This is a genomic window from Streptomyces sp. NPDC060184, from assembly GCF_042728795.1.
Classification (GTDB): domain Bacteria; phylum Actinomycetota; class Actinomycetes; order Streptomycetales; family Streptomycetaceae; genus Streptomyces.
Genome location: NZ_JBHWYX010000001.1, coordinates 179,145 through 204,780, shown reverse-complemented (window position 1 = coordinate 204,780; position 25,636 = coordinate 179,145). Strand labels below are relative to the sequence as shown.

Annotated in this window: 18 protein-coding genes; 11 read left to right on the top strand and 7 right to left on the bottom strand. The window is 71.8% G+C overall.

Translation table 11 applies throughout. From position 1 onward, the window contains the following. Positions 1–181 precede the first annotated feature (181 nt). Complete coding sequence (locus ACFWEE_RS00815; RefSeq protein ID WP_386885417.1) at positions 182–1,291, bottom strand: metallophosphoesterase; 1,110 nt, start codon at positions 1,289–1,291, stop codon at positions 182–184. 159 nt (positions 1,292–1,450) lie between these two features. Beyond that, positions 1,451–2,563, bottom strand: coding sequence for a LacI family DNA-binding transcriptional regulator (locus tag ACFWEE_RS00810; protein ID WP_327176775.1), 1,113 nt, complete (start codon positions 2,561–2,563; stop codon positions 1,451–1,453). A gap of 428 nt (positions 2,564–2,991) precedes the next feature. Between ACFWEE_RS00810 and hisC the strand changes: the two genes are divergently transcribed. The 5 genes from hisC to ACFWEE_RS00785 all read left to right on the top strand — a co-directional run bounded on the left by hisC (position 2,992) and on the right by ACFWEE_RS00785 (position 12,691). Further along, positions 2,992–4,071 carry a histidinol-phosphate transaminase gene (hisC, locus tag ACFWEE_RS00805; protein ID WP_386885186.1) on the top strand — a complete coding sequence of 360 codons (1,080 nt, stop codon included), beginning with the start codon at positions 2,992–2,994 and terminating at the stop codon, positions 4,069–4,071. A gap of 509 nt (positions 4,072–4,580) precedes the next feature. After that, positions 4,581–6,092 (top strand): cytochrome ubiquinol oxidase subunit I, encoded by a 1,512-nt coding sequence (locus tag ACFWEE_RS00800; protein WP_386885184.1) that lies wholly within the window; start codon positions 4,581–4,583, stop codon positions 6,090–6,092. Between the two features lie 17 nt (positions 6,093–6,109). Further along, entirely contained in the window at positions 6,110–7,111 is a 1,002-nt protein-coding gene (cydB, locus tag ACFWEE_RS00795; protein ID WP_386885183.1) for a cytochrome d ubiquinol oxidase subunit II, read from the top strand. Between the two features lie 114 nt (positions 7,112–7,225). Continuing rightward, positions 7,226–10,756 (top strand): thiol reductant ABC exporter subunit CydD, encoded by a 3,531-nt coding sequence (gene cydD / locus ACFWEE_RS00790; RefSeq protein ID WP_386885182.1) that lies wholly within the window; start codon positions 7,226–7,228, stop codon positions 10,754–10,756. An 84-nt stretch (positions 10,757–10,840) separates the two neighbouring features. After that, positions 10,841–12,691: a GAF domain-containing sensor histidine kinase gene (locus ACFWEE_RS00785; RefSeq protein WP_386885181.1), complete on the top strand. Its 1,851-nt coding sequence runs from the start codon at positions 10,841–10,843 to the stop codon at positions 12,689–12,691. A 97-nt stretch (positions 12,692–12,788) separates the two neighbouring features. On the opposite strand, the gene ACFWEE_RS00780 is transcribed toward ACFWEE_RS00785, so the two are convergent. Then, a complete protein-coding gene (locus ACFWEE_RS00780) occupies positions 12,789–13,652 on the bottom strand; it encodes a Cof-type HAD-IIB family hydrolase (protein WP_386885179.1) in 864 nt (287 codons plus the stop codon). 282 nt (positions 13,653–13,934) lie between these two features. Here ACFWEE_RS00780 and ACFWEE_RS00775 point away from each other — a divergent pair, with 282 nt between their 5' ends. Beyond that, positions 13,935–14,837 (top strand): LLM class flavin-dependent oxidoreductase, encoded by a 903-nt coding sequence (locus tag ACFWEE_RS00775; RefSeq protein WP_386885177.1) that lies wholly within the window; start codon positions 13,935–13,937, stop codon positions 14,835–14,837. A 44-nt stretch (positions 14,838–14,881) separates the two neighbouring features. Here the strand turns inward: ACFWEE_RS00775 and ACFWEE_RS00770 are convergent, their stop codons facing one another. Continuing rightward, the gene (locus ACFWEE_RS00770) at positions 14,882–15,424 is read right to left on the bottom strand and encodes an RNA 2'-phosphotransferase (RefSeq protein ID WP_386885175.1); all 543 of its coding nucleotides are present in this window, start codon (positions 15,422–15,424) and stop codon (positions 14,882–14,884) included. A 709-nt stretch (positions 15,425–16,133) separates the two neighbouring features. Then, the gene (locus ACFWEE_RS00765) at positions 16,134–17,936 is read right to left on the bottom strand and encodes an SDR family oxidoreductase (RefSeq protein ID WP_386885173.1); all 1,803 of its coding nucleotides are present in this window, start codon (positions 17,934–17,936) and stop codon (positions 16,134–16,136) included. 374 nt (positions 17,937–18,310) lie between these two features. Between ACFWEE_RS00765 and ACFWEE_RS00760 the strand changes: the two genes are divergently transcribed. From ACFWEE_RS00760 to ACFWEE_RS00740, 5 genes are all read left to right on the top strand, one after another. Next, positions 18,311–19,378, top strand: a complete 1,068-nt coding sequence (locus ACFWEE_RS00760) for an ABC transporter ATP-binding protein (RefSeq protein ID WP_386885415.1) — start codon at positions 18,311–18,313, stop codon at positions 19,376–19,378. Further along, positions 19,368–20,282 carry an ABC transporter permease gene (locus ACFWEE_RS00755; RefSeq protein WP_386885171.1) on the top strand — a complete coding sequence of 305 codons (915 nt, stop codon included), beginning with the start codon at positions 19,368–19,370 and terminating at the stop codon, positions 20,280–20,282. Before ACFWEE_RS00760 ends, ACFWEE_RS00755 begins: the two co-directional genes overlap by 11 nt. Beyond that, entirely contained in the window at positions 20,279–21,190 is a 912-nt protein-coding gene (locus tag ACFWEE_RS00750; protein ID WP_386885169.1) for an ABC transporter ATP-binding protein, read from the top strand. The genes ACFWEE_RS00755 and ACFWEE_RS00750 overlap by 4 nt, the downstream gene beginning before the upstream one ends. A 30-nt stretch (positions 21,191–21,220) precedes the next feature. Continuing rightward, a complete protein-coding gene (locus ACFWEE_RS00745; protein WP_386885168.1) occupies positions 21,221–21,940 on the top strand; it encodes an ABC transporter permease in 720 nt (239 codons plus the stop codon). Positions 21,941–22,309: 369 nt separating this feature from the next. Next, entirely contained in the window at positions 22,310–22,996 is a 687-nt protein-coding gene (locus tag ACFWEE_RS00740; protein ID WP_386885167.1) for a hypothetical protein, read from the top strand. 133 nt (positions 22,997–23,129) lie between these two features. Here the strand turns inward: ACFWEE_RS00740 and ACFWEE_RS00735 are convergent, their stop codons facing one another. Next, entirely contained in the window at positions 23,130–23,942 is an 813-nt protein-coding gene (locus ACFWEE_RS00735) for an HAD family hydrolase (protein ID WP_386885166.1), read from the bottom strand. Next, the gene (gene serS / locus ACFWEE_RS00730; RefSeq protein WP_386885165.1) at positions 23,939–25,216 is read right to left on the bottom strand and encodes a serine--tRNA ligase; all 1,278 of its coding nucleotides are present in this window, start codon (positions 25,214–25,216) and stop codon (positions 23,939–23,941) included. The genes ACFWEE_RS00735 and serS overlap by 4 nt, the downstream gene beginning before the upstream one ends. Positions 25,217–25,636 lie beyond the last annotated feature (420 nt).

Below are 25,636 nucleotides of genomic sequence, written 5' to 3'. Positions count from 1 at the left end.
CCCGATGCTCCGTGGCGCCCGGCCACCCACGCAGGACGGGGCATTCCGGACGAGACGGAGGAGAGCCTGCTACTGATACGCCGATGGTAGAGCGCCCAGGGCGAGGGGTGACAGGTTGTTTCCGGAAAAAGGCCCGCCGACCGCGAACGATCAGGTCGACGGAGCCCTACCCGGTGGACCGTCAGTCATGCAGGGGGAGTTGGGCGACCAGTAGCTTTCCGGCCATGGTCACGCCGCCGTCCATGGCGATGGCCAGCCCGTCCGCGTACACGTGCGGTCCGAGCACCACCGGCCCCGCGCCGTTCTCGCCGTCCTCCGACCCGACCTCGCCCAGGAGGTACGGAATGGGGCTGTGGCCGTGGACGACCCGCCGGCCGCCGTACGCGGCCATCAGCTCGCGCACCGCCTGTGCGCCGCCGTCGTCCCGGAACGCGAACCGCTTGGTGAGCTTGCGGAACAGGTCCCAGCACTCGTCCGCGTCGTTACGGGTGAGGATGGCGTGGACCGTGTCGTTGACGTCCTCGATGGTCGCCCCGTAGTCGAGGTACGCCGTCGTGTCGGAGTGCATCAGCAGATGCCCGTCCTCTTCCACGACCGCGTCCAGCCGGGACATCCACTGGAGGTGGACGTCCCGCAGCCGCTCCATGTCGTGCTTCTGGCCGCCGTTGAGCAGCCAGGCGGCCTGGAAGGTGGCGGTGCCCGCGCCGGAGTTCACCGGGGTGTCCGCGAACCGCTTCGCGCCGATGAGCAACAGCTCGTGGTTGCCCATCAGTGCCTTGCAGTAGCCGCCTGCGGCGGCGGCCTCGGCCGAGAGCTGCATGACCAGATCGATGACCCCGATGCCGTCGGGGCCCCGGTCCGTGAAGTCGCCGAGGAACCAGAGCCGGGCGTTGCCCGCCGACCAGTTGCCGTTGACGTCGATGAGGCCCTGGTCCGCGAGGGCGGCCTTCAGCTCGTCGAGGTAGCCGTGCACGTCGCCGACGACGTAGAGCGGGCCCAGCCCGTCCGCTCCGCCGGTGCCCGCGTCCGGTACGGGGGCCACGACGGGCACCCCGGCCGGGGTGATCACGGGCAGGTCGCGCTCGGTCGGCGTGTAGCCCTCCGGTACGCCGCCGTCGGGCAGCGCGTTGCCGGGGTGTACGTCGCCGGGATGCGCGAGGGCACCCTCCGGATGCGGCTCCGCCCCGGGCACGGGCGTTCGCGCGTACGGCGGAACGCGGAAGTCGCGCAACGTCGCCGTACGCACCACGGGTTCCTGACCGGCCCCCTGAGTCATCGACCCCTCCACCACCGTCGCGCCGCCGTACACCTGACGGGCCCTGCCTGGTAGAGGTGGTCCGCGGTGTCGTGCGCCCATCATAGGAACGCGGATCGCCCCGTGTGACGCACCAGGGGCGGTGAATCCGGGCGGGTGCGCCGTTCACCTGTCCATTGGTCCGGATTAATCCGTTCAGTCCCTGCTCGGAGAGCGTGGCGCGCTGACCGTCGTGCGGGGCGGCCGGCGCTGCGAGGAGGTCCGGACGATGAGCTCGGTCGGTATCACCTGCTCGACCGGGCCGTCGTGTTCGACGCCCTCGATCGCGTCGATGAGGAGCTGCACCACCGCCGTGCCGATACGGCGCGGCTTCAGCGAGAGCGTGGTGATGGGCGGCTCGGTGGTGGCGTAGACCGTGGACTCGCTGCAGCAGACCAGCAGCAGGTCGTCGGGGACGCGCAGGCCGTACCGGCGCGCCGCGGCCAGCAGGTCGGTGCCGTTGGGGTCGAAGAGGCCGTAGACGGCGTCCGGCCGGTCGGGGCGGGCGAGCAGCCGGTCCGCGGCGACCGCTCCGGCGCACGGGTCGTGGGCCGGATAGGACTCGTACACCGGGTCCTGGCCCACGCGCTCGCACCAGTGCAGGTACGCGGTGGTGGAGAGCCGGGTGTACGTGTCGGTCGTGGTGCCGGTGAGCAGCCCGATCCGGCGGGCGCCCGCCGCGGCGAGGTGGTCGAGGAGGTCGAGTACGGCCGCGCGGTGGTCGTTGTCGACCCAGGCGGTGACCGGGAGCGATCCGGCGGGCCGCCCGTCGGAGACCACCGGCAGGCCCTGGCGGACGAGTTCGGTGACCACCGGGTCCTGGTCCGAGGGGTCGATCACCACGGTCCCGTCCAGGGCCACGTTGGACCAGACGTCGTGGCGCGAGGTGGCGGGCAGGATCACGAGGGCGTACCCCCGGGCGAGCGCGGCCGAGGTCGCGGCCCTCGCCATCTCCGCGAAGTACGCGAACTCGGTGAAGGTGAAAGGTTCATCCCCGTACGTGGTCACGGTCAGGCCGATCAGGCCCGACTTGCCCGTGCGGAGCGTGCGGGCCGCGGCCGAGGGGCGGTAGCCCAGGCGTTCTGCGACCTCGCGGACGTGGCGGCGGGTGGCGTCCGGGAGCCTGCCCTTGCCGTTGAGCGCGTCGGAGACGGTCGTGATCGAGACCCCCGCGGCGGCGGCCACGTCGCGGATACCCGCGCGTCCTGGCCGGCCGCTGCGCCGGGGGGTCTCCGTCCGGCTCACCTGGTGCTTCCCTGCTGCTGTCATGGCGAGCCGATAGTAGGGCTCAGGAGCCCAGGTGGGCCGGGAGCATATGCACCTGTTGACAGACACGTTTCTGCAAGGTCATCGAGGAATGATTGCCTTTCAATGCAAGGAAGTTGGCGGTGACCTGCCGGATGTGTCATGTATCCATCGGGCTGAGCTCGCTCACGGAGGGGTGGCGGGAGGAGTCTTCAACTCACCACTTCGAGGGACGCGCGCTACGGCGCGAGCCACCGGCGTGTGACGAAACACGCGTGCGCCCCCCGCCTGGCGGGGAGGCCCGTGGGGAGGAGCGCGTGCTTGAGCCCCCGGGGGCCCCGCGGCCGGTGGGCGTGGGCGAGCTCCGCGGAACCTCCCGCGCGCGGGTCGCTCCGGGAGGCTCCTCCTAAGGTGGGAGGCATCCGCACGTCGATGGTCGAGGAGGACCCGTGGTGAGCGAGAAGAGCCCCAAGCTGCGTCCCCAGCTGGACGGTGTCCCCGCCTATGTGCCGGGCAGGGCGGCCTCCCAGGACGGACCGGTCGCCTTCAAGCTGTCCTCCAACGAGAACCCCTATCCGCCGCTGCCCGGCGTACTGGAATCCGCGCTGGCGGCGGCCTCGGAACTCAACCGCTACCCGGACATGTCCTGCGCGGGCCTGATGGACGAGCTGGCCGACCGGTTCGGGGTACCGCTGGAGCACCTCGCCACCGGCACCGGCTCAGTGGGCGTGGCGCAGCAGCTGCTTCAAGCCACGTCCGGCCCCGGCGACGAGGTGATCTACGCCTGGCGCTCCTTCGAGGCGTACCCGATCATCACGCAGATCAGCGGGGCGGCCTCGGTGAAGGTGCCGCTGACCGACGGGGACGCGCACGACCTGGACGCCATGGCGGACGCCGTCACGGACCGGACGCGGCTGATCTTCGTCTGCAACCCCAACAACCCGACCGGGACGGTGGTGCGCCGGGCCGAACTGGAGCGGTTCCTCGACCGGGTGCCCTCCGACGTACTGGTGGTGCTCGACGAGGCGTACAAGGAGTTCGTCCGCGACGCCGACGTGCCGGACGGCCTGGAGATCTACCGCGACCGGCCCAATGTCGCCGTGCTGCGCACCTTCTCGAAGGCGTACGGGCTGGCCGGACTGCGGGTCGGGTTCGCGGTGGCGCACGAGCCGGTGGCCGCGGCGCTGCGCAAGACGGCCGTGCCCTTCGGCGTGAGCCGGATCGCCCAGGACGCGGCGATCGCCTCGCTGCGGGCCGAGGACGAACTGCTGGGGCGGGTGGGCTCGCTGGTGGTCGAGCGGAACCGGGTGCACCGGGGGCTGGTGGCGCAGGGGTGGACGGTGCCGGAGAGCCAGGCCAACTTCGTCTGGCTGCGGCTCGGTGACCGTACGGGAGACTTCGCCGCCTTCTGCGAGCGGGCCGGGGTGGTCGTGCGGCCGTTCGCCGGTGAGGGCGTACGGGTCACGGTCGGCGAGAACGAGGCCAACGACCTCTTCCTGAAGGCGGCGGAGGCGTTCCGCGCGCAGCTGTGACGCGGCTCGCGCCGTGCGGTCCGTACGGCGCGGGTCGTGGGTGGCTCGCGCCGTGCGACCCGTGCGGTGTGGGCCTGTGCGGTCCGTGCGACCCGTGTGGCGCGCGGTGCGGCCTTTCGTGCCAGTGGCCCCTGTCCTCCGGAACTCCGCGAGGGCGGGGGCCACGCGTGTACCGAGGGGCGTGGGGGCGTGAGCGAGGTCCCGACGGCGGCGCCCCGCTGCCGGTCGTTGTCCGGAAAGCGCCGGTGCGCCGGTTCCGGCCGGCGCGGCGCGGGCAGCTTCAAGGGGGAGGACCCGGTCGCTCCCCGTCGGCCGTCGCTCCCCGGGGCCGCCGCTCCAAGGGTCGTCGCTCTCAGGGGACCCCCCGTTCGAAGATCCGGAAGCACGTGCGCCATACTCGTGCTTGTGAATGTGAACGCGTTCACAAGCGCACCCGGTTGATCCCGCAATGAGAGGGATCAAACGGGCGAACCGCGGCTGTCACTACGGCGACGTAAGGAGACGACGACGTGGAACTTGCTCTGGCGCCCGAGACGATGGCGCGCTGGCAGTTCGGCATTACGACCGTCTACCACTTCCTCTTCGTCCCCATGACGATCTCCCTCGCCGCGCTGACGGCGGGGCTGCAGACGGCATGGGTCCGGACCAACAAGGAGAAGTACCTCAAGGCCACCAAGTTCTGGGGCAAGCTCTTCCTGATCAACATCGCCATGGGCGTCGTCACCGGCATCGTCCAGGAGTTCCAGTTCGGCATGAACTGGTCCGACTATTCGCGGTTCGTCGGCGACGTCTTCGGTGCCCCGCTCGCCTTCGAGGCGCTGATCGCCTTCTTCTTCGAGTCCACCTTCATCGGGCTCTGGATCTTCGGCTGGGACAAGCTGCCCCGGAAGATCCACCTGGCCTGCATCTGGATGGTCTCGCTCGGCACGATCCTCTCCGCGTACTTCATCCTGGCGGCCAACTCCTGGATGCAGCACCCGGTCGGCTACCGCATGAACGAGAAGCGTGGTCGCGCCGAACTCACCGACTTCTGGCAGGTGCTGACGCAGAACACCGCGCTCGCCCAGTTCTTCCACACCATCACGGCCGCCTTCCTCGTCGGCGGCGCCTTCATGGTCGGGATCGCCGCCTTCCACCTGGCGCGCAAGAAGCACATCCCGGTCATGCGGACCTCGCTGCGGCTGGGACTCGTCACCGTGGTCGTCGCGGGTCTGCTGACCTCCATCAGCGGTGACGTGCTCGGCAAGGTGATGTTCAAGCAGCAGCCGATGAAGATGGCCGCCGCCGAGGCGCTCTGGGAGGGACAGGAAGGCGCGCCGTTCTCGATCTTCGCGGTGGGCGACGTCTCCGAGGGCCGCAACGACGTCGAGATCTCGGTTCCCGGCGTGCTCTCCTTCCTGGCCGACGACACCTTCAGCTCGTACATCCCGGGCATCAACGAGCTGAACCAGCAGATGCAGGAGAAGTACGGGCCCGGGGACTACCGGCCCAACATCCCGGTCGCCTTCTGGGGCTTCCGCTGGATGATCGGCTTCGGGATGGCCTCCTTCGGCCTGGGCATCCTCGGACTCTGGCTGACCCGGAAGAAGTTCATGCTGCCGCCGGCGATGCGGACCGGCGACGACGAGGTGCCGCACCTGGTCCTCTTCAAGAACAAGGCGCTCAGCCCGAAGCTCGCCAAGCTGTACTGGATGGTCGCGCTCTGGACCCTGCTCTTCCCGCTGATCGCCAACTCCTGGGGCTGGATCTTCACCGAGACCGGGCGGCAGCCCTGGGTCGTCTTCGGGGTCCTCAAGACGAAGGACGCCGTCTCCCCCGGCGTCTCGCAGGGTGAGGTCATCGCCTCCCTGATCGCCTTCACCCTGATCTACGCGATCCTCGCGGTGGTCGAGGTCAAGCTGCTCGTGAAGTACATCAAGGCCGGCCCCCCGGAGCTCAGCGAGGACGACCTCAACCCGCCCGCCACGATCGGCGGCCACGACGCCGCCGACGCCGACCGGCCGATGGCCTTCTCGTACTGAGAGGAAGGAGCGGAACGATGGAACTCCACGACGTCTGGTTCGTCCTCATCGCCGTCCTCTGGACCGGCTACTTCTTCCTGGAGGGCTTCGACTTCGGCATCGGAGTCCTGACCAAGGTGCTGGCCCGCGACCGCACGGAGCGGCGGGTCCTGATCAACACGATCGGGCCCGTCTGGGACGGCAACGAGGTCTGGCTGCTCAGCGCCGGAGGGGCCACCTTCGCGGCCTTCCCCGACTGGTACGCCACCCTCTTCTCCGGCTTCTACCTGCCGCTGCTGGTCATTCTGCTCTGCCTGATCCTGAGGGGCGTCGCCTTCGAGTACCGGGCGAAGCGGCCGGAGGAGCGCTGGCAGACCAACTGGGAACACGCGATCTTCTGGACCTCGTTGATCCCCGCCGTCCTCTGGGGCGTGGCCTTCGGCAACATCGTGCGCGGCGTCAAGATCGACGCGCACATGGAGTACGTGGGCGGGTTCTGGGACCTCCTCAACCCGTTCGCGCTGCTCGGCGGGGCGGTGACACTCACCCTCTTCACCTTCCACGGCGCCGTCTTCGCGGCGCTGAAGACGGTCGGGGAGATCCGCGTACGGGCCCGCGCGTTCGCCCTGCGGCTCGGGTTCCTCACCGCGGTCCTGGCGCTGGGCTTCCTGATCTGGACGCAGGTACGTACCGGTGACGGCTGGTCGCTGCTGGCGACGGTCGTGGCCGTCCTGGCCCTGGCCGGTGCGATCGCGGCCATCGCGGCGGGGCGTGAGGGCTGGTCGTTCGCGCTCTCGGGCCTCACCATCACGGCCGCCGTCGCGATGCTCTTCCTGGCGCTCTTCCCGGACGTCATGCCGTCCTCGCTGAACAGCGCGTGGAGCCTGACCGTCACCAACGCCTCGTCCACGCCCTACACGCTCACGATCATGACCTGGTGCGCGGGGATCGCCACGCCCCTGGTCCTGCTCTACCAGAGCTGGACGTACTGGGTGTTCCGCAAGCGCATAGGTACCCAGCACATCGCCGACGCGCACTGAGTGCCCCGCCCGGCGGCGGCCTCGACCGCGCGCCGCCGGGCACCGGGCGCCGAGCACGCGCCGCCTCCGGTCACCCGACGGAACCGGCGGCACCGACCTCAGGGGATGTTTCACGTGAAACCGATCGATCCGCGTCTCTTCCGGTACGCCCGGGCCACCCGCTTCTTCCTCGTCGCCGTGGTCGCCCTGGGCGCCGTGGGCGCGGTGCTGGTCATCGCCCAGGCGATGCTGGTGGCCGAGATCGTCGTCGGCGGGTTCGAGGACGGGCTGAGCGTCTCCGGTCTCCGTACGCCCCTGATCCTGCTGGCCGCCGTCGCGGCGGGCCGGGCGCTGGTGGTCTGGCTCACCGAACTGGCGGCGTACCGGGCGAGTGCGGCGGTCAAGTCCGAGCTGCGCGGCCGGCTCCTGGAGCGGGCCGCGCGGCTCGGGCCCGGATGGCTGGACGGACAGCGCACCGGATCGCTGGTCGCCCTCGCCACCCGCGGGGTCGACGCGCTCGACGACTACTTCTCGCGCTATCTCCCGCAGCTCGGCCTCGCGGTGGTGGTGCCCGTCGCCGTCCTCGCGCGCATCGTCACCGAGGACTGGGTGTCGGCCGCGATCATCGTGGTCACGCTGCCGCTCATCCCCGCCTTCATGGCGCTGATCGGCTGGGCCACCCAGTCCCGGATGGACCGGCAGTGGAGGCTGCTCTCGCGGCTCTCCGGCCACTTCCTGGACGTGGTCGCCGGGCTGCCCACGCTCAAGGTCTTCGGCCGGGCCAAGGCCCAGGCCGAGTCGATCCGGAAGATCACCTCGGAGTACCGGCTGGCGACCGTACGGACCCTGCGGATCGCGTTCCTCTCCTCCTTCGCGCTGGAGCTGCTGGCGACCCTCTCGGTGGCGCTGGTCGCCGTCACCATCGGCATGCGGCTGGTCCACGGCGAACTCGACCTGTACATCGGCCTGCTGGTGCTGATCCTCGCCCCCGAGGCGTACCTGCCGATCCGCCAGGTCGGCGCGCAGTTCCACGCGGCGGCGGAAGGGCTGTCGGCCGCGGAGGAGATCTTCGCGGTGCTGGAGACCGAGCTCCCGGCAGCCGGTACGGCGGACGTGCCGGAGTCGCTCCGGATCGAGCTGACCGGGGTGACCGTCCGGCACCCGGGCCGGACCGGGGCCTCCCCGGCCGGCGCCTCGCTGGTGGTCGCGCCGGGGGAGACCGTCGCCCTGGTCGGCCCGAGCGGGGCCGGCAAGTCCACGCTCCTCGACGTGGTGCTCGGGTTCAGGGCGCCGGACGAGGGGACCGTGCGGGTCGGGGGCGTGGATCTCGCGACCGTCTCCCCCGAACGCTGGCACGAGCGCATCGCCTGGGTCCCGCAGCGCCCGGTCCTCTTCGCCGGAACCGTCGCGGAGAACGTGCGCCTCGCCCGGCCGGATGCCGACGACGCCGCCGTGACCGCCGCCCTGCGCGACGCGGGCGCCCACGGGTTCGTCACCGCGCTGCCGGAGGGGGAGCGGACCCTCCTCGGAGAGGACGGCGCCGGGCTCTCCGCCGGGCAGCGCCAGCGCCTCGCGCTGGCCCGCGCCTTCCTCGCCGACCGGCCGGTGCTGCTGCTCGACGAGCCGACCGCGAGCCTGGACGGCGATACGGAGGCGGGCATCGTGGACGCCGTACGGCGGCTGGCCGAGGGCCGTACCGTCCTGCTGGTCGCCCACCGCCCCGCACTGCTGCCGCTGGCCGACCGGATCGTGACGCTGGAACCGGCCGCGACCGGACCGGATACCGGGGCGGCCAAGGCGCCCCGACGGGCCGTTCCGGAACCCGTGCGCCCGCCCGCCCCCGCCCCGGCACAGGCTCCCGCGGCGCTCCGGGAGACCGCCGCCCGTACGGGCAAGGTGCTCGCCCGTGTCCGCGAGGCGGCGGGCGCCCGCCGAGGGCGCCTCACCCTCGCCCTGCTGCTGGGCAGCCTCGCCCTGGGCTCCTCGGTGGGTCTGATGGCGGTCTCCGGCTGGCTGATCTCCCGGGCCTCCGAACAGCCCCCGGTCCTCTACCTCATGGTCGCCGTCACGGCGACCCGAGCCTTCGGCCTCGGCCGCGCCTTCTTCCGCTACGCCGAACGCCTCGTCTCCCACGACACCGTGCTCCAGCTCCTCGCCGAACTGCGGGTCGCCGTCTACCGGGGGCTCGAGCGCGTCGCGCCCGCCGGACTGCGCACCACCCGCCGGGGCGACCTGCTCACCCGGCTGGTGGCGGACGTCGACGAACTCCAGGACTACTGGCTCCGCTGGCTGCTCCCCGCCGGTACCGCCGTGGTCGTCGGCGCGGCCTCCGCCGGTTTCCTCGGGCTGCTCCTCCCAGGGGCGGGCGTGGTCCTCGCCGCCGGGCTGCTCCTCGCCGGAGCGGGTGTGCCGCTGGTCAGCGGTGCGGTCGCCCGCCGGGCGGAACGCCGGCTCGCCCCGGCCCGTGCCGACCTCGCCGTCCGGGTCACCGACCTCCTCGGCGGCACCGCAGAACTGACCGTCGCCGGTGCCCTGCCCTCGCGTACCGCGCGGGTGCGGGAGGCGGACGGGGTCCTCACCCGGATCGCTGCCCGCGCCGCCTCCGCCACGGCCCTGGGCGGCGGCCTCTCCTCGCTCCTCTGCGGGCTGACCGTGGTCGCCTCCGCGCTGGTGGCGCTGCCCGCCGTGCGCGGCGGCCGGCTCGGCGGCCTGGAACTCGCGGTCGTCCTGCTCACCCCGCTCGCCGCCTTCGAGGCCGTGAACGGGATGCCGCTCGCCGTGCGGTACCGAGGGCGCGCCCGCCGGAGCGCGGAGCGGGTGTACGAGGTGCTGGACGCCCCTGTACCGGTACGGGAACCCGCCGCCCCCGCCCCGGCCCCCGCCACCCCGTTCCCGCTGGAGGTACGGGGCCTGACGGCCCGCTACCCGGGCGCGGACCGGCCCGCTCTGGACGCGGTCGACCTGACCCTGGAGCAGGGGCGCCGGATCGCGGTCGTGGGCCCGTCCGGTTCCGGCAAGACCACCCTCGCGCAGGTCCTGCTCCGCTTCCTGGACGCGGAGAGCGGCACCTACCGGCTCGGCGGCACGGACGCCCCGGCGCTCGACGGCGACACGGTCCGTACCCACGTCGGGCTCTGTGCCCAGGACGCGCACGTCTTCGACAGCTCGGTGCGGGAGAACCTGCGGCTCGCCCGCACCGACGCCACCGAGGAGGACCTGCGGGACGCGCTCGCCGGTGCGCGGCTGCTCGACTGGGCCGACTCGCTGCCGGACGGCCTCGACACCCTGGTGGGCGAACACGGCGCCCGGCTCTCCGGCGGTCAGCGCCAGCGCCTCGCGCTGGCCCGCGCGCTCCTCGCCGACTTCCCCGTCCTCGTCCTCGACGAGCCCGCCGAACACCTTGACATCGCCACCGCCGACGCCCTGACCGAGGACCTGCTCGACGTCACCCGGGGGCGTGCCACCGTGCTCATCACCCACCGCCTGGCGGGCCTCGACGCGGTGGACGAGATCGTGGTGCTGGACGGCGGCCGGGTGGTCCAGCGCGGCGGCTACGCCGAGCTCGCCGCGGCGGACGGGCCGCTGCGCCGGATGCTGGAGCGCGAACGCGAGGCGGGCCGGCGCACGGTCCGTCCGCCGGAACCGGCCCGGACGGCACACGCCTGAGACGCTCCGGGGCCGGTCTGCCGCGCCCGAAGAACGGGACAATCCCGACTTTCCGTGCGCGTGGTCCCTTCGTACGCTCGACGCATGGCAGAGCGGCAGGGGCACCAGCGGGACGCGACGGGCCCGGGCGGGGCCGACTCGGCCGACAGGGCTGAAGGGGCCGACGGGGACGGCAGGGCTGACGCCCCCGACCGGACCGACGGGAGCGAGTCCGGGCTGAGCCGGAACGCGTGGGACCAGGAGTCGCTCGAAGCCGCCGCCCGGGCCGCCCGCGATCTGGGGGGCCTCTCCCCCGATCTGACCGCTCGCGTGCCGCAGCTGCTGGAGGCCATGCGTTCGGTCGGTACCGGGCTGGAGCTGCACTCCACGCTCGACCGGATCTGCGAGACCGCCGCCGAACTGGCCCACGCCCGGTACGCCGCGATCGGCGTCGTGGACGAGTCCGTCGAGGGGCTCCTCGACTTCATCACCCACGGCATGTCGGACGAGGAGGCCCGCACGATCGGGCGGCCCCCGAGCGGGCGGACCGGACTCCTGGGAGCGCTCATCCACGAGCCCGCTCCGGTGATGCTGACCGACCTGACCACCGATCCGCGGTACGCCGGATTCCCGCCGGGCCACCCCCCGATGCGCACCTTCCTGGGCGTCCCCATCAGCGTCCAGGGGCAGGTCTTCGGCAATCTGTACCTCGCCGAGAAGCACCACGGCGGCACGTTCAACGAGCACGACCTGCACATGGTCCGGGTACTCGCCACGGAGGCGGGCATCGCCATCGGCAACGCCCGCCTCTACGAGGCCGCCCGCCGCCGCGAACGGTGGATCGACGGGTCGGTCGCGGTCACCACGGCGCTGCTCGCCGGCGGGGACGCGGACGATGCCCTGAGCGTCGTCGCCGAACAGGCCCGCAGGCTCGCCGACTCGGCCGCCGGTGCCGTACTGCTGCCGGTGGGGAAGGACGGGGCCGACGGGCTGGAGGTCGTCGCGGTCGCCTCCGACGATCCGTCCACCTCGCTGGGCGTGATCATCGGTCCCCAGAGCCCGGTGGGTTCCGCGCTGCTGGCGGGGGAGCCCGTCTTCATCGACGACGCCGCCACCGACCCGCGCCTGATCAGCCGCGCGTCCGAGGGGTACGGCCCGAACATGCTGCTGCCGATGCGCAGTGGCGGCCGGATGCTCGGCGCCCTGTCCATGCCCCGGGCGCAGGGGCAGCGCCCGTTCAGCGCGGCGGAACGGACCCTCGCGGCGCAGTTCGCCGCGCAGGCCGCGCTCGCCCTGATGATGGCGGAGGCGCAGCGCGACCGGGAGCGGCTGGCGGTGTACGAGGACCGGGACCGGATCGCCCGGGATCTCCACGACCTGGTCATCCAGCGGCTCTACACCACCGGGATGATGCTGGAGAGCGCCCAGCGACGGTCGGAGGTGCCGGAGGTGCGGGAGGGCGTCGGCCGGGCCGTGGACGAGCTGGACACCACCATCCAGGAGATCCGCACCGCCATCTTCGCCCTCCAGCAGGAACCGGCCGAGGCCCCGTCCGGCCTGCGCGTCCGGGTGCTGCGCGAGCTCAACATGGCGGCGGTGCCCCTCGGCTTCACGCCCTCGCACCGCTTTCTCGGGGCGATCGACACCCTGGTGAGCGAGTCCACCGGGAAGAACCTGATCGCCGCCCTGCGCGAGGCCCTCTCCAACGCCTTCCGGCACGCCCAGGCCTCGGTGATCGACGTGGTCGTCGACGCCACGGCCACCCTGCCGGACGGGCGGGACGCCGTCCGGCTGACCGTCTCCGACGACGGGGTCGGCATCCCGGAGGGCGGCCGGCGGAGCGGGCTGCGCAATCTGGCCCGCCGGGCGGAGTCGCTGGGCGGGGCGAGCTGGTTCGGCCCGGGACTCGGGGAGAGCGGCGGCGGTACGTCGGTGACCTGGGAGGCCCCGCTCTGACGCACCCGGCTCCTCGGCCGGGCGGTGTACGGCCGGTGGCGGGGCCGGGCCGGTGGGCGGGCCCGGGGCAGCGGTCGGGCGGTCGGTGGGGGCCGGGTCAGCGGGTCGCGAGAAGGCGTTCGAGGACGACCGCCACGCCGTCCTCCTCGTTGGTGAGCGTCTGTCCCGAGGCGGCGGAGACCGCGGCCGGGTGGGCGTTGGCCATCGCGTACGAGGTACCGGCCCAGTTCAGCATCTCGACGTCGTTCGGCATGTCCCCGAAGGCGACGACCTCCTCGGGGAGCACCCCGCGCGCCGCGCAGTACTCCGCGAGCGTGCGGGCCTTGGAGACACCCGCGCCGCCGGCCTCCAGCAGGGCGGAGGGGCTGGAACGGGTGAAGGAGACCCGGTCTCCGGCGGCCTCGCGGGCCAGGGCGAGAAACGCGTCGGGGGCGATGGCCGTGTGGTGGGCGAGGAGCTTGAGCACCGGGGCGCCCGTGCCCGGGGTCTCCTCTTCCAGCAGCTTCTCGACGGGGGCCACCACCGCTCCGGGGTCCTGGCGGAACGGCGGGTAGAGCGGTTCGTGGTGGAAGCCGGTGGTGAACTCCACCGCGAACGTGGTGCCGGGTGCCGCGGCCCGTACCCGGTGCGCGACGTCGAGCGCCTCCGCCCGGCCGAGCGGATGGACCTCGATCAGCCGGCCCCCGGCGCTCAGGTCGACCACCGCGGCGCCGTTCGCGCAGATGGCCGTCCCGTGTCCCGGCAGATGGGACACCACCGCGTCCATCCAGCGGGGCGGGCGCCCGGTGACGAAGAGGACGTGCACGCCCGCCCGTTCGGCCGCCGCGAGGGCGGCGATCGTGCGCGAGGACAAGGTCTTGTCGTCGCGCAGCAACGTGCCGTCCAGATCGGTGGCTATCAGCCGGGGCACGGCGACAGACGGTGCTTCGGTAGGCGTGGTCACCGGTCCATTCTCCCGCATTCGGCGCACGGGCGTGCGGGAGGGCGCACATATGAGAGACGCGCGCCTCTGAGCAGGGGGATAGACCTCTGGCATATGCCAGTGCACCGGCGGGAGATCGTGGGGCCTCGGGGAGCTCGGGGCGGCGGGTGCGGTGCGGTCGCGGCCCGCCCGGCCCACGGCCGTCGGGGCGGCGCGTGGAGGGGCGGGGCGGCCGGTCGCGGGGGCAGTGGTGCGCTCGGACCGGGCGGACCGGTCGGCCTCGCCCCGGTGGGGACGGGGCGGGGGACGTACGCTCGATCCATGAGTCTGCGCCTGAGCACCGTGATCCTCCCCGTCGACCGCTGGCACGAGGGGGGCCGTGCGAAGTGGCAGCGCGCCGAAGAGCTCGGCTTCCACGCCGCTTACACCTACGACCACCTGTCCTGGCGTTCGTTCCGGGAGGAGACCTGGTTCGGGGCGCTCCCGACGCTGACGGCCGCGGCCGTGGTCACCGGGACCATGCGCCTCGGCACCCTCGTGACCTCGCCGAACTTCCGCCACCCGGTGACGCTGGCCAAGGAACTGATCTCGCTGGACGACGTCTCGGGCGGCCGGGTCACCCTCGGGATCGGGGCGGGCGGCAACGGCTTCGACGCCACGGCGCTCGGCCAGGAGCCGTGGACGCCCCGCGAGCGGGCCGACCGCTTCGGCGAGTTCGTGCCGCTGCTGGACCGGCTGCTCACCGAGGGCGCGGTCTCGCAGCAGGGCATCTTCTACACGGCGGAGGAGGCCCGGAACATCCCTGGTTGCGTCCAGTCGCCCCGGCTGCCCTTCGCCGTCGCCGCGACCGGGCCGCGCGGGCTGAAGCTGGCCGCCCGGTACGGCCAGGCCTGGGTGACCACGGGCGACCCGAAGCTCTTCGAGGACGGCACCCCGGAGCAGTCGGTCGAGGCGCTGCGCGGCCAGATCGAGAAGCTCGGCAAGGCGTGCTCGGAGACCGGGCGGGACGTCGCGGAGCTGGACAAGATCCTGCTCACCGCCTTCACCCCGGACCGCAACCGCCCGCTGGAGTCGCTGGACGCCTTCGTGGACTTCGCCGGCCGCCACCGGGAACTGGGCTTCACCGAACTGGTCGTCCACTGGCCGATCCCGGACTCGGACTTCGCCACCGACCAGGCCGTCTTCGAGCGGATCGCCACCGAGGCTCTCGCGCAGCTGGGCTGACCGTAAGCCGGTGTACGGGGCCGCGGCCCGGGGCCCCGGGTCCGTCACTCCTGGAAACGCAGGTACTCCGGGGGTACGGAGTCCGCCAGCCACACCCCGTTGGCGCTGACGCGGAAGACATGACCGGCGCGGTGCATCGCCGCCGCGTCCACAAAGAGCACCACGGGGCTGCCCCGTCGCGCCCCGACCCGGGTGGCGGTCTCCCGGTCGGGTGAGAGGTGGACGTGGTGGCGGGCCATCGGGCGCAGGCCCTCGGCCCGGATCGCCGCCAGGGACCGGGCCACCGTGCCGTGGTAGAGGAACGGCGGCGGCTCGGCCGGAGGCAGGTCCAGGTCGACGGCGACGGTGTGGCCCTGGTTGGCGCGCAGTCGATCGCCCTCCAGGGTGAAGCGCTGCTTGTCGTTCACCGCCACCACGTGTTCGAGTTCGGCTCGGGTGATCGGGAAGTGGTGGCGGGCCGTGGCCTCCAGCAACTCCGTGACGTCCACCCACCCGTTCGGGTCGAGTGTCAGCCCGATGCGTTCCGGCTGATGGCGCAGGTGCTTGGAGAGGTACTTCGACACCTTCACGGTGCGTCTGTCGTCCATCTCGCCAGAGTGCCCGGCGGCTTCCGGCGGTGCATCCGGATTTTCGGGGCGCCAGGAAACTGGTGAGTCCGTTTGTGTTTGATCCACAAGCAACTTGACTTATCCACAGGCTATTTGGCGAATCTGTGGACAACGAACTTGTGAAATAGTCCATTTGATCAACTAGAGCACCAAAAGGGATAGATGTCCCGCTCATCCCCTAAGGGGGTTTTGTGTGCGCCGACTTCCGGGTTCTCCGTCGGCGTGCGATTGCCGGCAGCGGCCCACGCGCCCACCACGGAGGGCCTCTTGCGCGCGGGATGAACCGTTCCTTCCGTGCGTCCCGCAGGTGAAACATCCCCGTCGTGAACGCCGCGTGCACGGCGGCCCGACCGGCTCGCTCCCGGTGAACAGCTCATAGGCTGAACGCCGTTCTGTCCACAGGCGGCCCCGCGCACCTGGGGAAAGCCGCGCCGGAGGATCGCTGGTTTCCCCACGCTTCCACCCGCCCGCGCGGCCGAGAGGGGCGAGCGGGCCGTGAACCGCCACAGGGAGCGCGACACCCCCTTCAGTGGTCTCCGTCCGTGAACTCGGCTCCGGCACCGCATGCGTGATCCGCCCGTGGCCCAACTCCACCGTGCGCAGCTTGCGTCGGCCGCACGCGTGAGCCTCGGCCGTCGGGCACGCCACCCGACCGCTCCGCCCGGTGGCACACCCGACTCGGCACCGCTCAGGGCCGCTTGCGGAGCGCCCCCGTCCCGGCCCGGAGCAGACGGCGCACGCCCGCCGGCCGTCCCGGGACCACCACGAGTGCCTGGTCGTGGACCACCGCCTCCAGTACCGCTTCGGCGACCTGCTCCGGCGTACGGCCGCGAGTCCGGCGTGACGGCGCGACGGCCCCCGCGCCAACTCCGGCGGGAGAGACCTCTCTTGTCGAGGCGCCCGCCGCGGTGCCGGCCGACGCGGCCGTTCCCGCACCCGCCCCGGCGCCTGCCGCCACGGTGTCGACCGTCCCTGGCCGTACCGCGCTCACCGAGACCGTACGGTGCGCCAGTTCGGCCCGCAGGCCCTGGGTGAGCGCCAGGACGGCGGCCTGGGCCGTGCCGTACGTGGAGATCCCCGGCGCACGGGACAGCGGGCCCGGGACGCTCGGGAGCACGTTGACGATGTGGCCGCCCTGCCCGCGCTCGGCCATCCGCCCGCCGAACACCCGGCAGCTGTGGACGACGCCCAGGAACCCCGCGTCGAGGAAGCCCCGCCACTCCTCGGACGGGGTCTCCAGGAAGGGCCCGGAGGGTGCCGTGCCAGCGGAGTTGACCAGAACGTCGACGGTGCCGTACTCCGCCGCCACCTTCGCGCCGAGCTTCTCCATCGCCTGCTCGTCGCCCGGCTCGGCGGTCTGTGCCCAGGCGGCCGGCGCCCCCACGAGCAGCGCCGTCTCCGCCGTACGCGCGGCGCCCGCCGCGTCCCGGTCCACGGCCACCACCCGCGCCCCGGCCTCGGCGAACGCCAGGGCGGTGGCGCGTCCGATCCCGTCGGCCGCGCCCGTCACCAGCACCAGCTGACCGGCGAACCGGTCCGCGTACCGGCCGGGCCCGACCGGGTCCTTCACCGGTGTGCGGGCCGCCTTCGCCGAGGGCTCGTTGGCGGCCACGAACTCCGAGATCCAGGAGACGAGTTGGTCGGGCCGGGTGCGCGGAACCCAGTGCTGGGCGGGCAGCCGGCGCCGGACCAGGCGCGGGGCCCACCGCTCCAGGTCGTCGTAGAGGTACTCCGACAGGAAGGCGTCACCGGTCGGCGTGATCAGCTGCACCGGTACGTGCGCGTGCGCGTCCGGGCGCGGCCTGCGCAGCCGGGTACGGACGTTGTCGCGGTAGAGCCAGGCGCCGTGCGCCGCGTCCCGGGGCAGCGAGGCGGTGGGGTAGTCGCCCGCGGGCACCTTCTCCAGGCGCTCCAGGATGCGCGGCCACCGGCGCCCCAGCGGCCCGCGCCAGGCGAGTTCGGGCAGCACGGGGGTGTGCAGGAGGTAGACGTACCAGGACTTGGCGCCCTGTCCGGCGAGCTGGACCAGCCGCCGTGGGGTCGGCCGGGTCACCCGGCCCTGGATCCAGTGGCCGAAGTGGTCCAGCGACGGCCCGGACATCGAGGTGAAGGAGGCGATCCTGCCCCTGGTCCGCTCGACCGTGGCGAACTCCCAGGACTGCACCGAACCCCAGTCGTGGCCCACCAGATGCACCGGCCGGGCGGGGCTCACCTCGTCCAGCACGGCGAGGAAGTCGTCGGTCAGCTTCTCCAGCGTGAAACCTCCGCGCAGCGGCTTCGGCGCGCTCGAACGGCCGTGGCCGCGCACGTCGTAGAGCACCACGTGCCACTGCTCGGCCAGCGCCGGAGCCACCCGCGACCACACCTCCTTGCTGTCCGGATAGCCGTGCACCAGCACCACGGTGGGCAGCTCCGGATTGCCCAGCTCGGCCACGCAGAGCTCGATGCCGCCCGTGCGGACCCAGCGCTCGCGCGCTCCCGGCAGTTGCATCCCGCCACCTCTCCCCGGTCGGGCGCCGCTCGTGCGCCACCCGTCTTCCTCGGCCCCGGCCGTCCGAACCCGGCGTCCGGACAGCGCACTTGGCGAGCTGTACGCGCCAGTAACGTGACACTGAAGAATGTGACCGGGCCCGCCGAGGGGTCAAGGGGGGCGCCCGGCCTGTGGACAACCACCTGTGGAGATCCGGTACGCAGAGAGGATCGTCGGCCCGGGTCACTCCTCCGCCGGACTCCCCTACGGGGCCCTACGACTCAAGTGTGACGTGCATGCGACCGCCAGGGCTGACGCCCAAGGACGCCCGCGCCACTACCGTCGTCGAGGTGACTGTGATCGCGCTGAAGGCCTTGAGCAAGAGATACCCCCGGGTGACCGCTCTTGACCGGCTCTCCTTGGACATCGGACCGGGCGTGACCGGCCTGGTGGGTGCCAACGGGGCCGGCAAGTCCACCCTGATCAAGATCCTGCTGGGACTCTCGCCCGCCACCGAGGGCTCCGCCTCGGTCCTCGGGCTGGATGTCGCCACGCACGGTGCCGCGATCCGGGAGCGGGTCGGGTACATGCCGGAACACGACTGCCTCCCGCCGGACGTCTCGGCGACCGAGTTCGTCGTCCACATGGCACGGATGTCCGGTCTGCCGCCGACGGCGGCCCGGGAACGCACCGCCGACACCCTGCGCCACGTCGGCCTCTACGAGGAGCGCTACCGCCCCATCGGGGGCTACTCGACCGGCATGAAGCAGCGCGTGAAGCTGGCCCAGGCGCTGGTCCACGACCCGAGGCTGGTGCTGCTCGACGAGCCGACGAACGGCCTCGACCCGGTCGGCCGCGACGAGATGCTCGGGCTCATCCGCCGGGTGCACACCGACTTCGGCATCTCCGTGCTCGTCACCTCGCACCTCCTGGGCGAGCTGGAACGCACCTGCGACCACGTCGTCGTCATCGACGGCGGCACGCTGCTCCGGTCCAGTTCCACCAGCGAGTTCACCCAGACCACCACCACCCTCGCGGTCGAGGTCACCGACAGCGACACCCATCCGGACGGCACCGACGCGCTGCGCCACAAGCTCCTCGGGGCCGGTGTGAAGCTGATCGGGAACGACGGCGTCGACACCGGCGGACTGCCGGGGGCCGGTCACATCCTGCTCGTCGAGGCGACCGGCGAGGAGACGTACGACCTGGTGCGCGACAGCGTGGCCGTTCTCGGTCTCGGGCTCGTCCGCATGGAACAGCGCCGCCACCACATCGCCGAGGTCTTCCGCGCGGGCGAGACCGCTCAGCCGGCCCCGGTGGTCGCCGCGGCGGCGTCCGGCCCGGCCCTCGGAGCCGTACCGCAGGCCCAGTCCCCGATCCCGGCACCCGGGTCCGGGTCCGTCCACCAGGTCCCGGCATCCGGGGTCGTACAGCAGAAGGGGAGCGGTCCCGATGAGCACTGAGACCAGGGCCCACGGCGCGCTGCCCGGCGACGCCTCCCGCATCCACGACATCGGCTACCGCTCCTACGACGGCCCGAGGCTGGGGCGCGCGTACGCCCGCCGCTCGCTCTACGTCCAGTCCCTCAAGGGCGCGTTCGGGCTCGGGCGGTCCGCCCGGTCCAAGGTGCTGCCGATGCTGATGCTCGCGGTGATGTGCCTGGTCGCGGCGATCCTCGTGGCGGTGTCGATGGCCGCGCCGGGCGCCACGAAGCTGGTCGTGAAGTACACCTCGTACGCGGTCTTCCTGCAGGCCGTCATCGGGCTGTTCGTGGCCTCCCAGGCACCGCAGAGCGTCTCGCGGGACCTGCGGTTCCGGACGGTTCCGCTGTACTTCTCGCGGCCGATCGCGCACGCCGACTACGTCCTGGCGAAGCTGGCGGCGATGGCGTCCGCCGTCTTCGTGCTCACCGGGACGCCGCTGCTCATCCTCTACGTGGGCTCGCTGCTCGCGAAGTTCGACTTCGGCGACCAGACCGGCTGGTTCGCCCAGGGACTGGTGTCGGTGGCCCTGTTGTCCGTGCTGTTCGCCGCGCTCGCGCTGGTGGTGGCCGCGGTGACGCCGCGCCGCGGCTTCGGGGTGGCGGCGGTGATCGCCGTGCTGACCATCTCGTACGGAGCGGTCTCCACCGTCCAGGCCATCGCGTACTCGACCGGGACCGAGGGGGCCGTCGCCTGGTTCGGTCTGTTCTCCCCGATCACGCTGATCGACGGGGTGCAGACCGCGTTCCTCGGCGCCACCTCCGCCTTCCCCGGCGGTGAGGGTCCGGGGGCCGCGCTGGGCGTGGTCTATCTGTTCGTCGTACTCGCGCTCATCGCCGGCTCGTACGCCGCCCTGCTGCGCCGCTACCGGAGGGTCGGGCTGTGACCACCATCGAGATCGACCACGCCTCCCGCTGGTTCGGGAACGTCGTCGCCGTCAACGACGTGAGTATGACGATCGGCCCGGGGGTCACCGGACTCCTCGGCCCCAATGGCGCGGGCAAGTCCACACTGATCAACTTGATGGCCGGATTTCTCGCCCCCTCCACGGGGACGGTCACGCTCGACGGGCGCCCGATCTGGCGCAACGAGTCGGTCTACCAGGAGATCGGCATCGTCCCCGAGCGGGAGGGCATGTACGACTTCCTGACCGGCCGCGAGTTCGTCGTCGCCAACGCCGAACTGCACGGCCTGGGGGATGCGCAGGCAGCGCGCGCGCTGGCCACCGTGGAGATGGAGTACGCGCAGGACCGCAAGATCCAGACGTACAGCAAGGGCATGCGCCAGCGCGTGAAGATGGCCTCGGCGCTCGTCCACGACCCCTCGGTCCTGCTGCTGGACGAACCGTTCAACGGCATGGACCCCCGCCAGCGGATGCAGCTGATGGACCTGCTGCGGCGGATGGGCGCGGAGGGGCGCACCGTGCTCTTCTCCTCCCACATCCTCGAAGAGGTCGAGCAACTCGCCTCGCACATCGAGGTGATCGTGGCCGGCCGGCACGCGGCCTCCGGCGACTTCCGGCGGATCCGCCGGCTGATGACGGACCGCCCGCACCGCTATCTCGTGCGCTCCAGCGACGACCGCGCGCTGGCGGCGGCCCTGATCGCCGACCCGTCGACGGCCGGTATCGAGGTCGACCACGGCGAGGGCGCACTGCTGATCCAGGCGGTCGATTTCGGCCGTTTCACCACGCTGCTGCCGCGGGTGGCGCAGGAGCGCGGTATCCGTCTGCTGGCCGTCTCGCCGTCCGACGAGTCCCTCGAATCGGTCTTCTCGTACCTCGTATCGGCCTGATCAGTGGCCAAGAAGGAGCTGTGAAGCGTCATGTACGACCCCACAGTCGCCCGGCTCACCTACCGGGCCCTGCTCGGCCGGCGCCGGGCCGCCATCCTGTTCGTCCTGCCCGCGCTGCTGATCGCGATCGCGCTGGCGGTAAGGGTCCTGGCGGGAGCCGACGACCAGATCACCTCGGACGTGCTCGGCGGCTTCGCCCTCGCCGCGATGGTCCCGCTGATCGGTGTCATCGCGGGCACGGGGGCCATCGGCCCCGAGATCGACGACGGTTCGATCGTCTATCTGCTGGCGAAGCCGGTGAAGCGCCCCACGATCATCTTCACCAAGCTGATCGTCGCCATCGCCGTCACGATGGTCTTCTCCGCGCTGCCCACCCTGATCGCGGGGCTCATCCTCAACGGCAACGGCCAGCAGATCGCGGTGGCGTACACCGTCGGGGCGCTGGTCGCCTCGATCGCGTACAGCGCGCTCTTCCTGCTGCTGGGCACGGTCAGCCGGCACGCGGTCGTGTTCGGCCTGGTCTACGCGCTGGTGTGGGAGACGCTCTTCGGCAGCACGATGCCCGGGGCACGCACGCTGAGCGTGCAGCAGTGGGCGCTCGCCGTCGCCGAGAAGACCGGCGCCGAGGGCGCCATCACCGCCGACGTCCAACTCCCGCTCGCCACCGTGCTGCTGGTCGTGGTGACCGTCGGCGCCACCTGGTACGCGGGCCAGAAGCTGCGGACGCTCAAGCTGGCCGGCGAGGAGTGAGGCGCCGGACCGGCCGGTGAGGCGGCCCCCTGCACGACAACCCTCGTCCGCCGGACGGGGGTTGTCGTGCGCCCGGGCCCGGCTCTCCGGCCCGGCTCTCCGGCCGGTGGGACCGCTCGGGAGGCCCGGCCCGTGAGCGAACGGCACCACCCCGCGTGACCGCGGATGCGCCGGTTCGTTGGGCCGGATGCGTGGAGGCAACTGGAATCCGTGACGACGAGCGTTCGTGAAGCAGGGAATACCGGCCCGGTGCGTGAGCACCGCAGGCGGCCGGTCATCGAGCAGGTGGCACCCGTGAGCGACCTCCGCCCCTGACGCCCGGGGAGAGGGCCGTCCCTCGCTGTTCCCTCGCGTACGAAAGGCATGCCCATGCCCACGGAAGTCGCCCTGCTCGAATCCCGCGCGCTGCGCGTCGAGCAGATGGTGCGCGTCGACATCCTCGACAAGGTGAAGAGCCTTGTCATGCTCCCGGACGGAATTCACGTTCGCACAGAGGACGTGGCTCGTTACTTCGAAGTATCCACAGCCTCTGTACGGAGGCTCACCGATCGCCATCAGGCCGAGTTCACCGACAATGGCCTGCGCACACTGCGAGGCTCTGAGCTGCAGTCCTTCCATAGCGACATGATGTCGCTATGGAAGGGGGTCGGAGCGGAAAGTTATCCACAGGCTCCCCTCCAGCTGCGCCTCTACACCCGCCGAACGGTCCTCAACGTCGCCATGCTTCTTCGCGAAAGCGACATCGCCCGCTGCGTCCGTACGTACCTCCTCGACGCCGAGACCGACCTCCGGGAGCGGTACGACTCGCTCGACTTCCGGGTCACCCGCATCGAGAGCTGCCTCGCCGGTGTCGGGTCGGCGCTCCAGGAGCTGGGGCCGGTCCTGCGCCGGATGTCGGAGCGGTTCGACAGCCTGGACCGGAAGCTGGGGGCGACCCACGAGGTCGTCGGCGCGATGAGCGTCCGGCTGGCCGACGTCGCGCACGACGTGCGGCGGGTCGACGCGCGGCTGGGCGACCTGGCGCACCGGCTCAAGGAGCTGCGGCCCGAGCCGTAAAGGACCCGAGCCGACTCCTGGACGGGGGCGGAACGCACGACTGCCCGCGGCCTTCGCGGGCCGCGGGCAGTCGGTCGTGCGGTGGTGCGTCCCTACGGAGAGGGGGGCGTTACGGAGGTGAGGCGCGCGGCGGCTACCGCGTCCCGCCGGCGAGGAGCTCCTCCAGGACCACCGCGATGCCGTCGTCGACGTTGGAGGCGGTGATCTCGTGCGCCACGGCCTTGAGCTCGTCGTGCGCGTTGGCCATGGCCACGCCGTGCCGGACCCAGCCGAACATCGGGATGTCGTTGGGCATGTCGCCGAAGGCGATGGTGTCCGCCGCCTTCACACCGAGCCGGCGCGCGGCGAGCGAGAGACCCGTCGCCTTGCTCAGGCCGAGGGGAAGGATCTCCACGACCCCGGGTCCCGCCATCACGATGTTGACGAGGCTGCCCACGACCGCCCGCGCGGCGGCGGTGAGCTGGTCGTCGTCGAGCTCGGGATGCTGGAGGTAGACCTTGGTCAGCGGAGCGGCCCACATCTCGTTCACGTCCTCGACGTGGACCACCGGCAGCGGGCCCTCGTGGGCCCGGTAACCGGGGCCCACCAGCACCTCGCCGTCGAGCCCGTCGCGGCTCGCGGCGAGCAGCAGCGGGCCCACCTCCGCCTCGATCTTGGACAGTGCGAGCCCGGCCAGCTGTCGGTCCAGCGTGAGCGAGGTGAGCAGCTTGTGCTCGCCCGCGTGGTAGACCTGCGCGCCCTGGCCGCAGACGGCGAGGCCGTCGTAGCCCAGATCGTCCAGTATCTGCCGCGTCCACGGAACCGCCCGGCCGGTGACGACGATGTGCGCGGCACCCGCCTCGGTGGCGGCGGCCAGCGCTTCGCGCGTCCGCACGGAGACCGTGTGGTCGTCGCGGAGCAGCGTGCCGTCGAGATCGGTGGCGACGAGCTTGAAGGGGAAGGTCACTTGGCGACCGGCTCCAGGACCTCGCGCCCGCCGAGGTACGGACGGAGCATCTCGGGCACGCGCACGGAGCCGTCCGCGAGCTGGTGGTTCTCCAGGATCGCCACGATCGTGCGCGGTACGGCGCAGAGCGTGCCGTTCAGGGTGGCCAGCGGCTGGACCTTCTTGCCGTCGCGCATGCGCACCGACAGGCGGCGGGCCTGGAAGCTGTCGCAGTTGGAAGCGGAGGTCAGCTCGCGGTACTTGCCCTGGGTGGGGATCCACGCCTCGCAGTCGAACTTCCGCGAGGCCGAGGCCCCGAGGTCACCGGTGGCCACGTCGATCACCTGGAAGGGCAGCTCCAGGCCGGTCAGCCACTGCTTCTCCCACTCCAGCAGCCGGCGGTGCTCGGCCTCGGCGTCGGCGGGGTCGACGTACGAGAACATCTCGACCTTGTCGAACTGGTGGACGCGGAAGATGCCCCGGGTGTCCTTGCCGTACGTACCGGCCTCGCGGCGGAAGCAGGGGGAGAAGCCGGCGTACCGCAGGGGCAGCTTGTCGGCCTCGATGATCTCGTCCATGTGATACGCGGCGAGGGGGACCTCGGAGGTGCCGACCAGGTAGAAGTCGTCCTTCTCCAGGTGGTAGACGTTCTCGGCGGCCTGGCCGAGGAAGCCGGTGCCCTCCATGGCGCGGGGGCGGACCAGCGCGGGGGTGAGCATGGGGATGAAACCGGCCTCGGTCGCCTGCGCGATGGCCGCGTTGACGAGGGCGAGCTCCAGCAGGGCGCCGATGCCCGTCAGGTAGTAGAAGCGCGAACCGGAGACCTTGGCCCCGCGCTCCATGTCGATGGCGCCGAGCGCCTCGCCGAGCTCCAGGTGGTCCTTGGGCTCGAAGCCCTCGGCGCCGAAGTCGCGGATGGTGCCGTGCGTCTCCAGGACGACGAAGTCCTCCTCGCCGCCGACCGGCACGTCCTCCTGGACGATGTTGCCGAGCTGCAGCAGCAGGCGCTTGGCCTCCGCGTCCGCCTCGTTCTGTGCGGCGTCGGCGGCACGGACGTCGGCCTTGAGCTGGTCGGCGCGCTTGAGCAGCTCCGTCCGCTCCTCGGGGGAGGCCTTGGGGATCAGCTTGCCGAGCGACTTCTGCTCGGAGCGGAGTTCGTCGAAGCGGACGCCGGACGACCTGCGCAGCTCGTCGGCGGAGAGCAGGGCGTCGACGAGCGCGACGTCCTCTCCACGGGCGCGCTGGGAGGCGCGAACACGGTCGGGGTCCTCACGGAGCAGGCGAAGGTCAATCACCCCACCAGGCTACCGGTGGGACTTCGGCTACTCGAATCGATAGTGACAAGCGTGTCACTATGCCCGAATTGCCGTGAATGGTATCTCTGATGGGAATCCTGGATTCCGCGTGGGAACCGGAACGGTGGGCGAGCGGGGCCGGGCGGGAGGGGCGTCCGGCGATATGCGCCCGGGGGGCGAACGCGGGTGCGGCGGGATTCCGCGGAGGGATTCCGGGGCGTGCGCAACTGAAGGGGGATGAGGGGGCGGAGTGCCGTCAGTCGCGTCAATCGAGGTGGGCTCATTGCCCTGAACCGGGCAGAAAGCCGCTCTGCCCTTGACGTACCGCCCTGTCTTGTCGGGGAGTTGGGGGAGCGCTCCGGCCGGGGTTGTCCACAGGATGGGTCAGTTCCGATTAGTTATCCACAAGCTGTGTGGAAA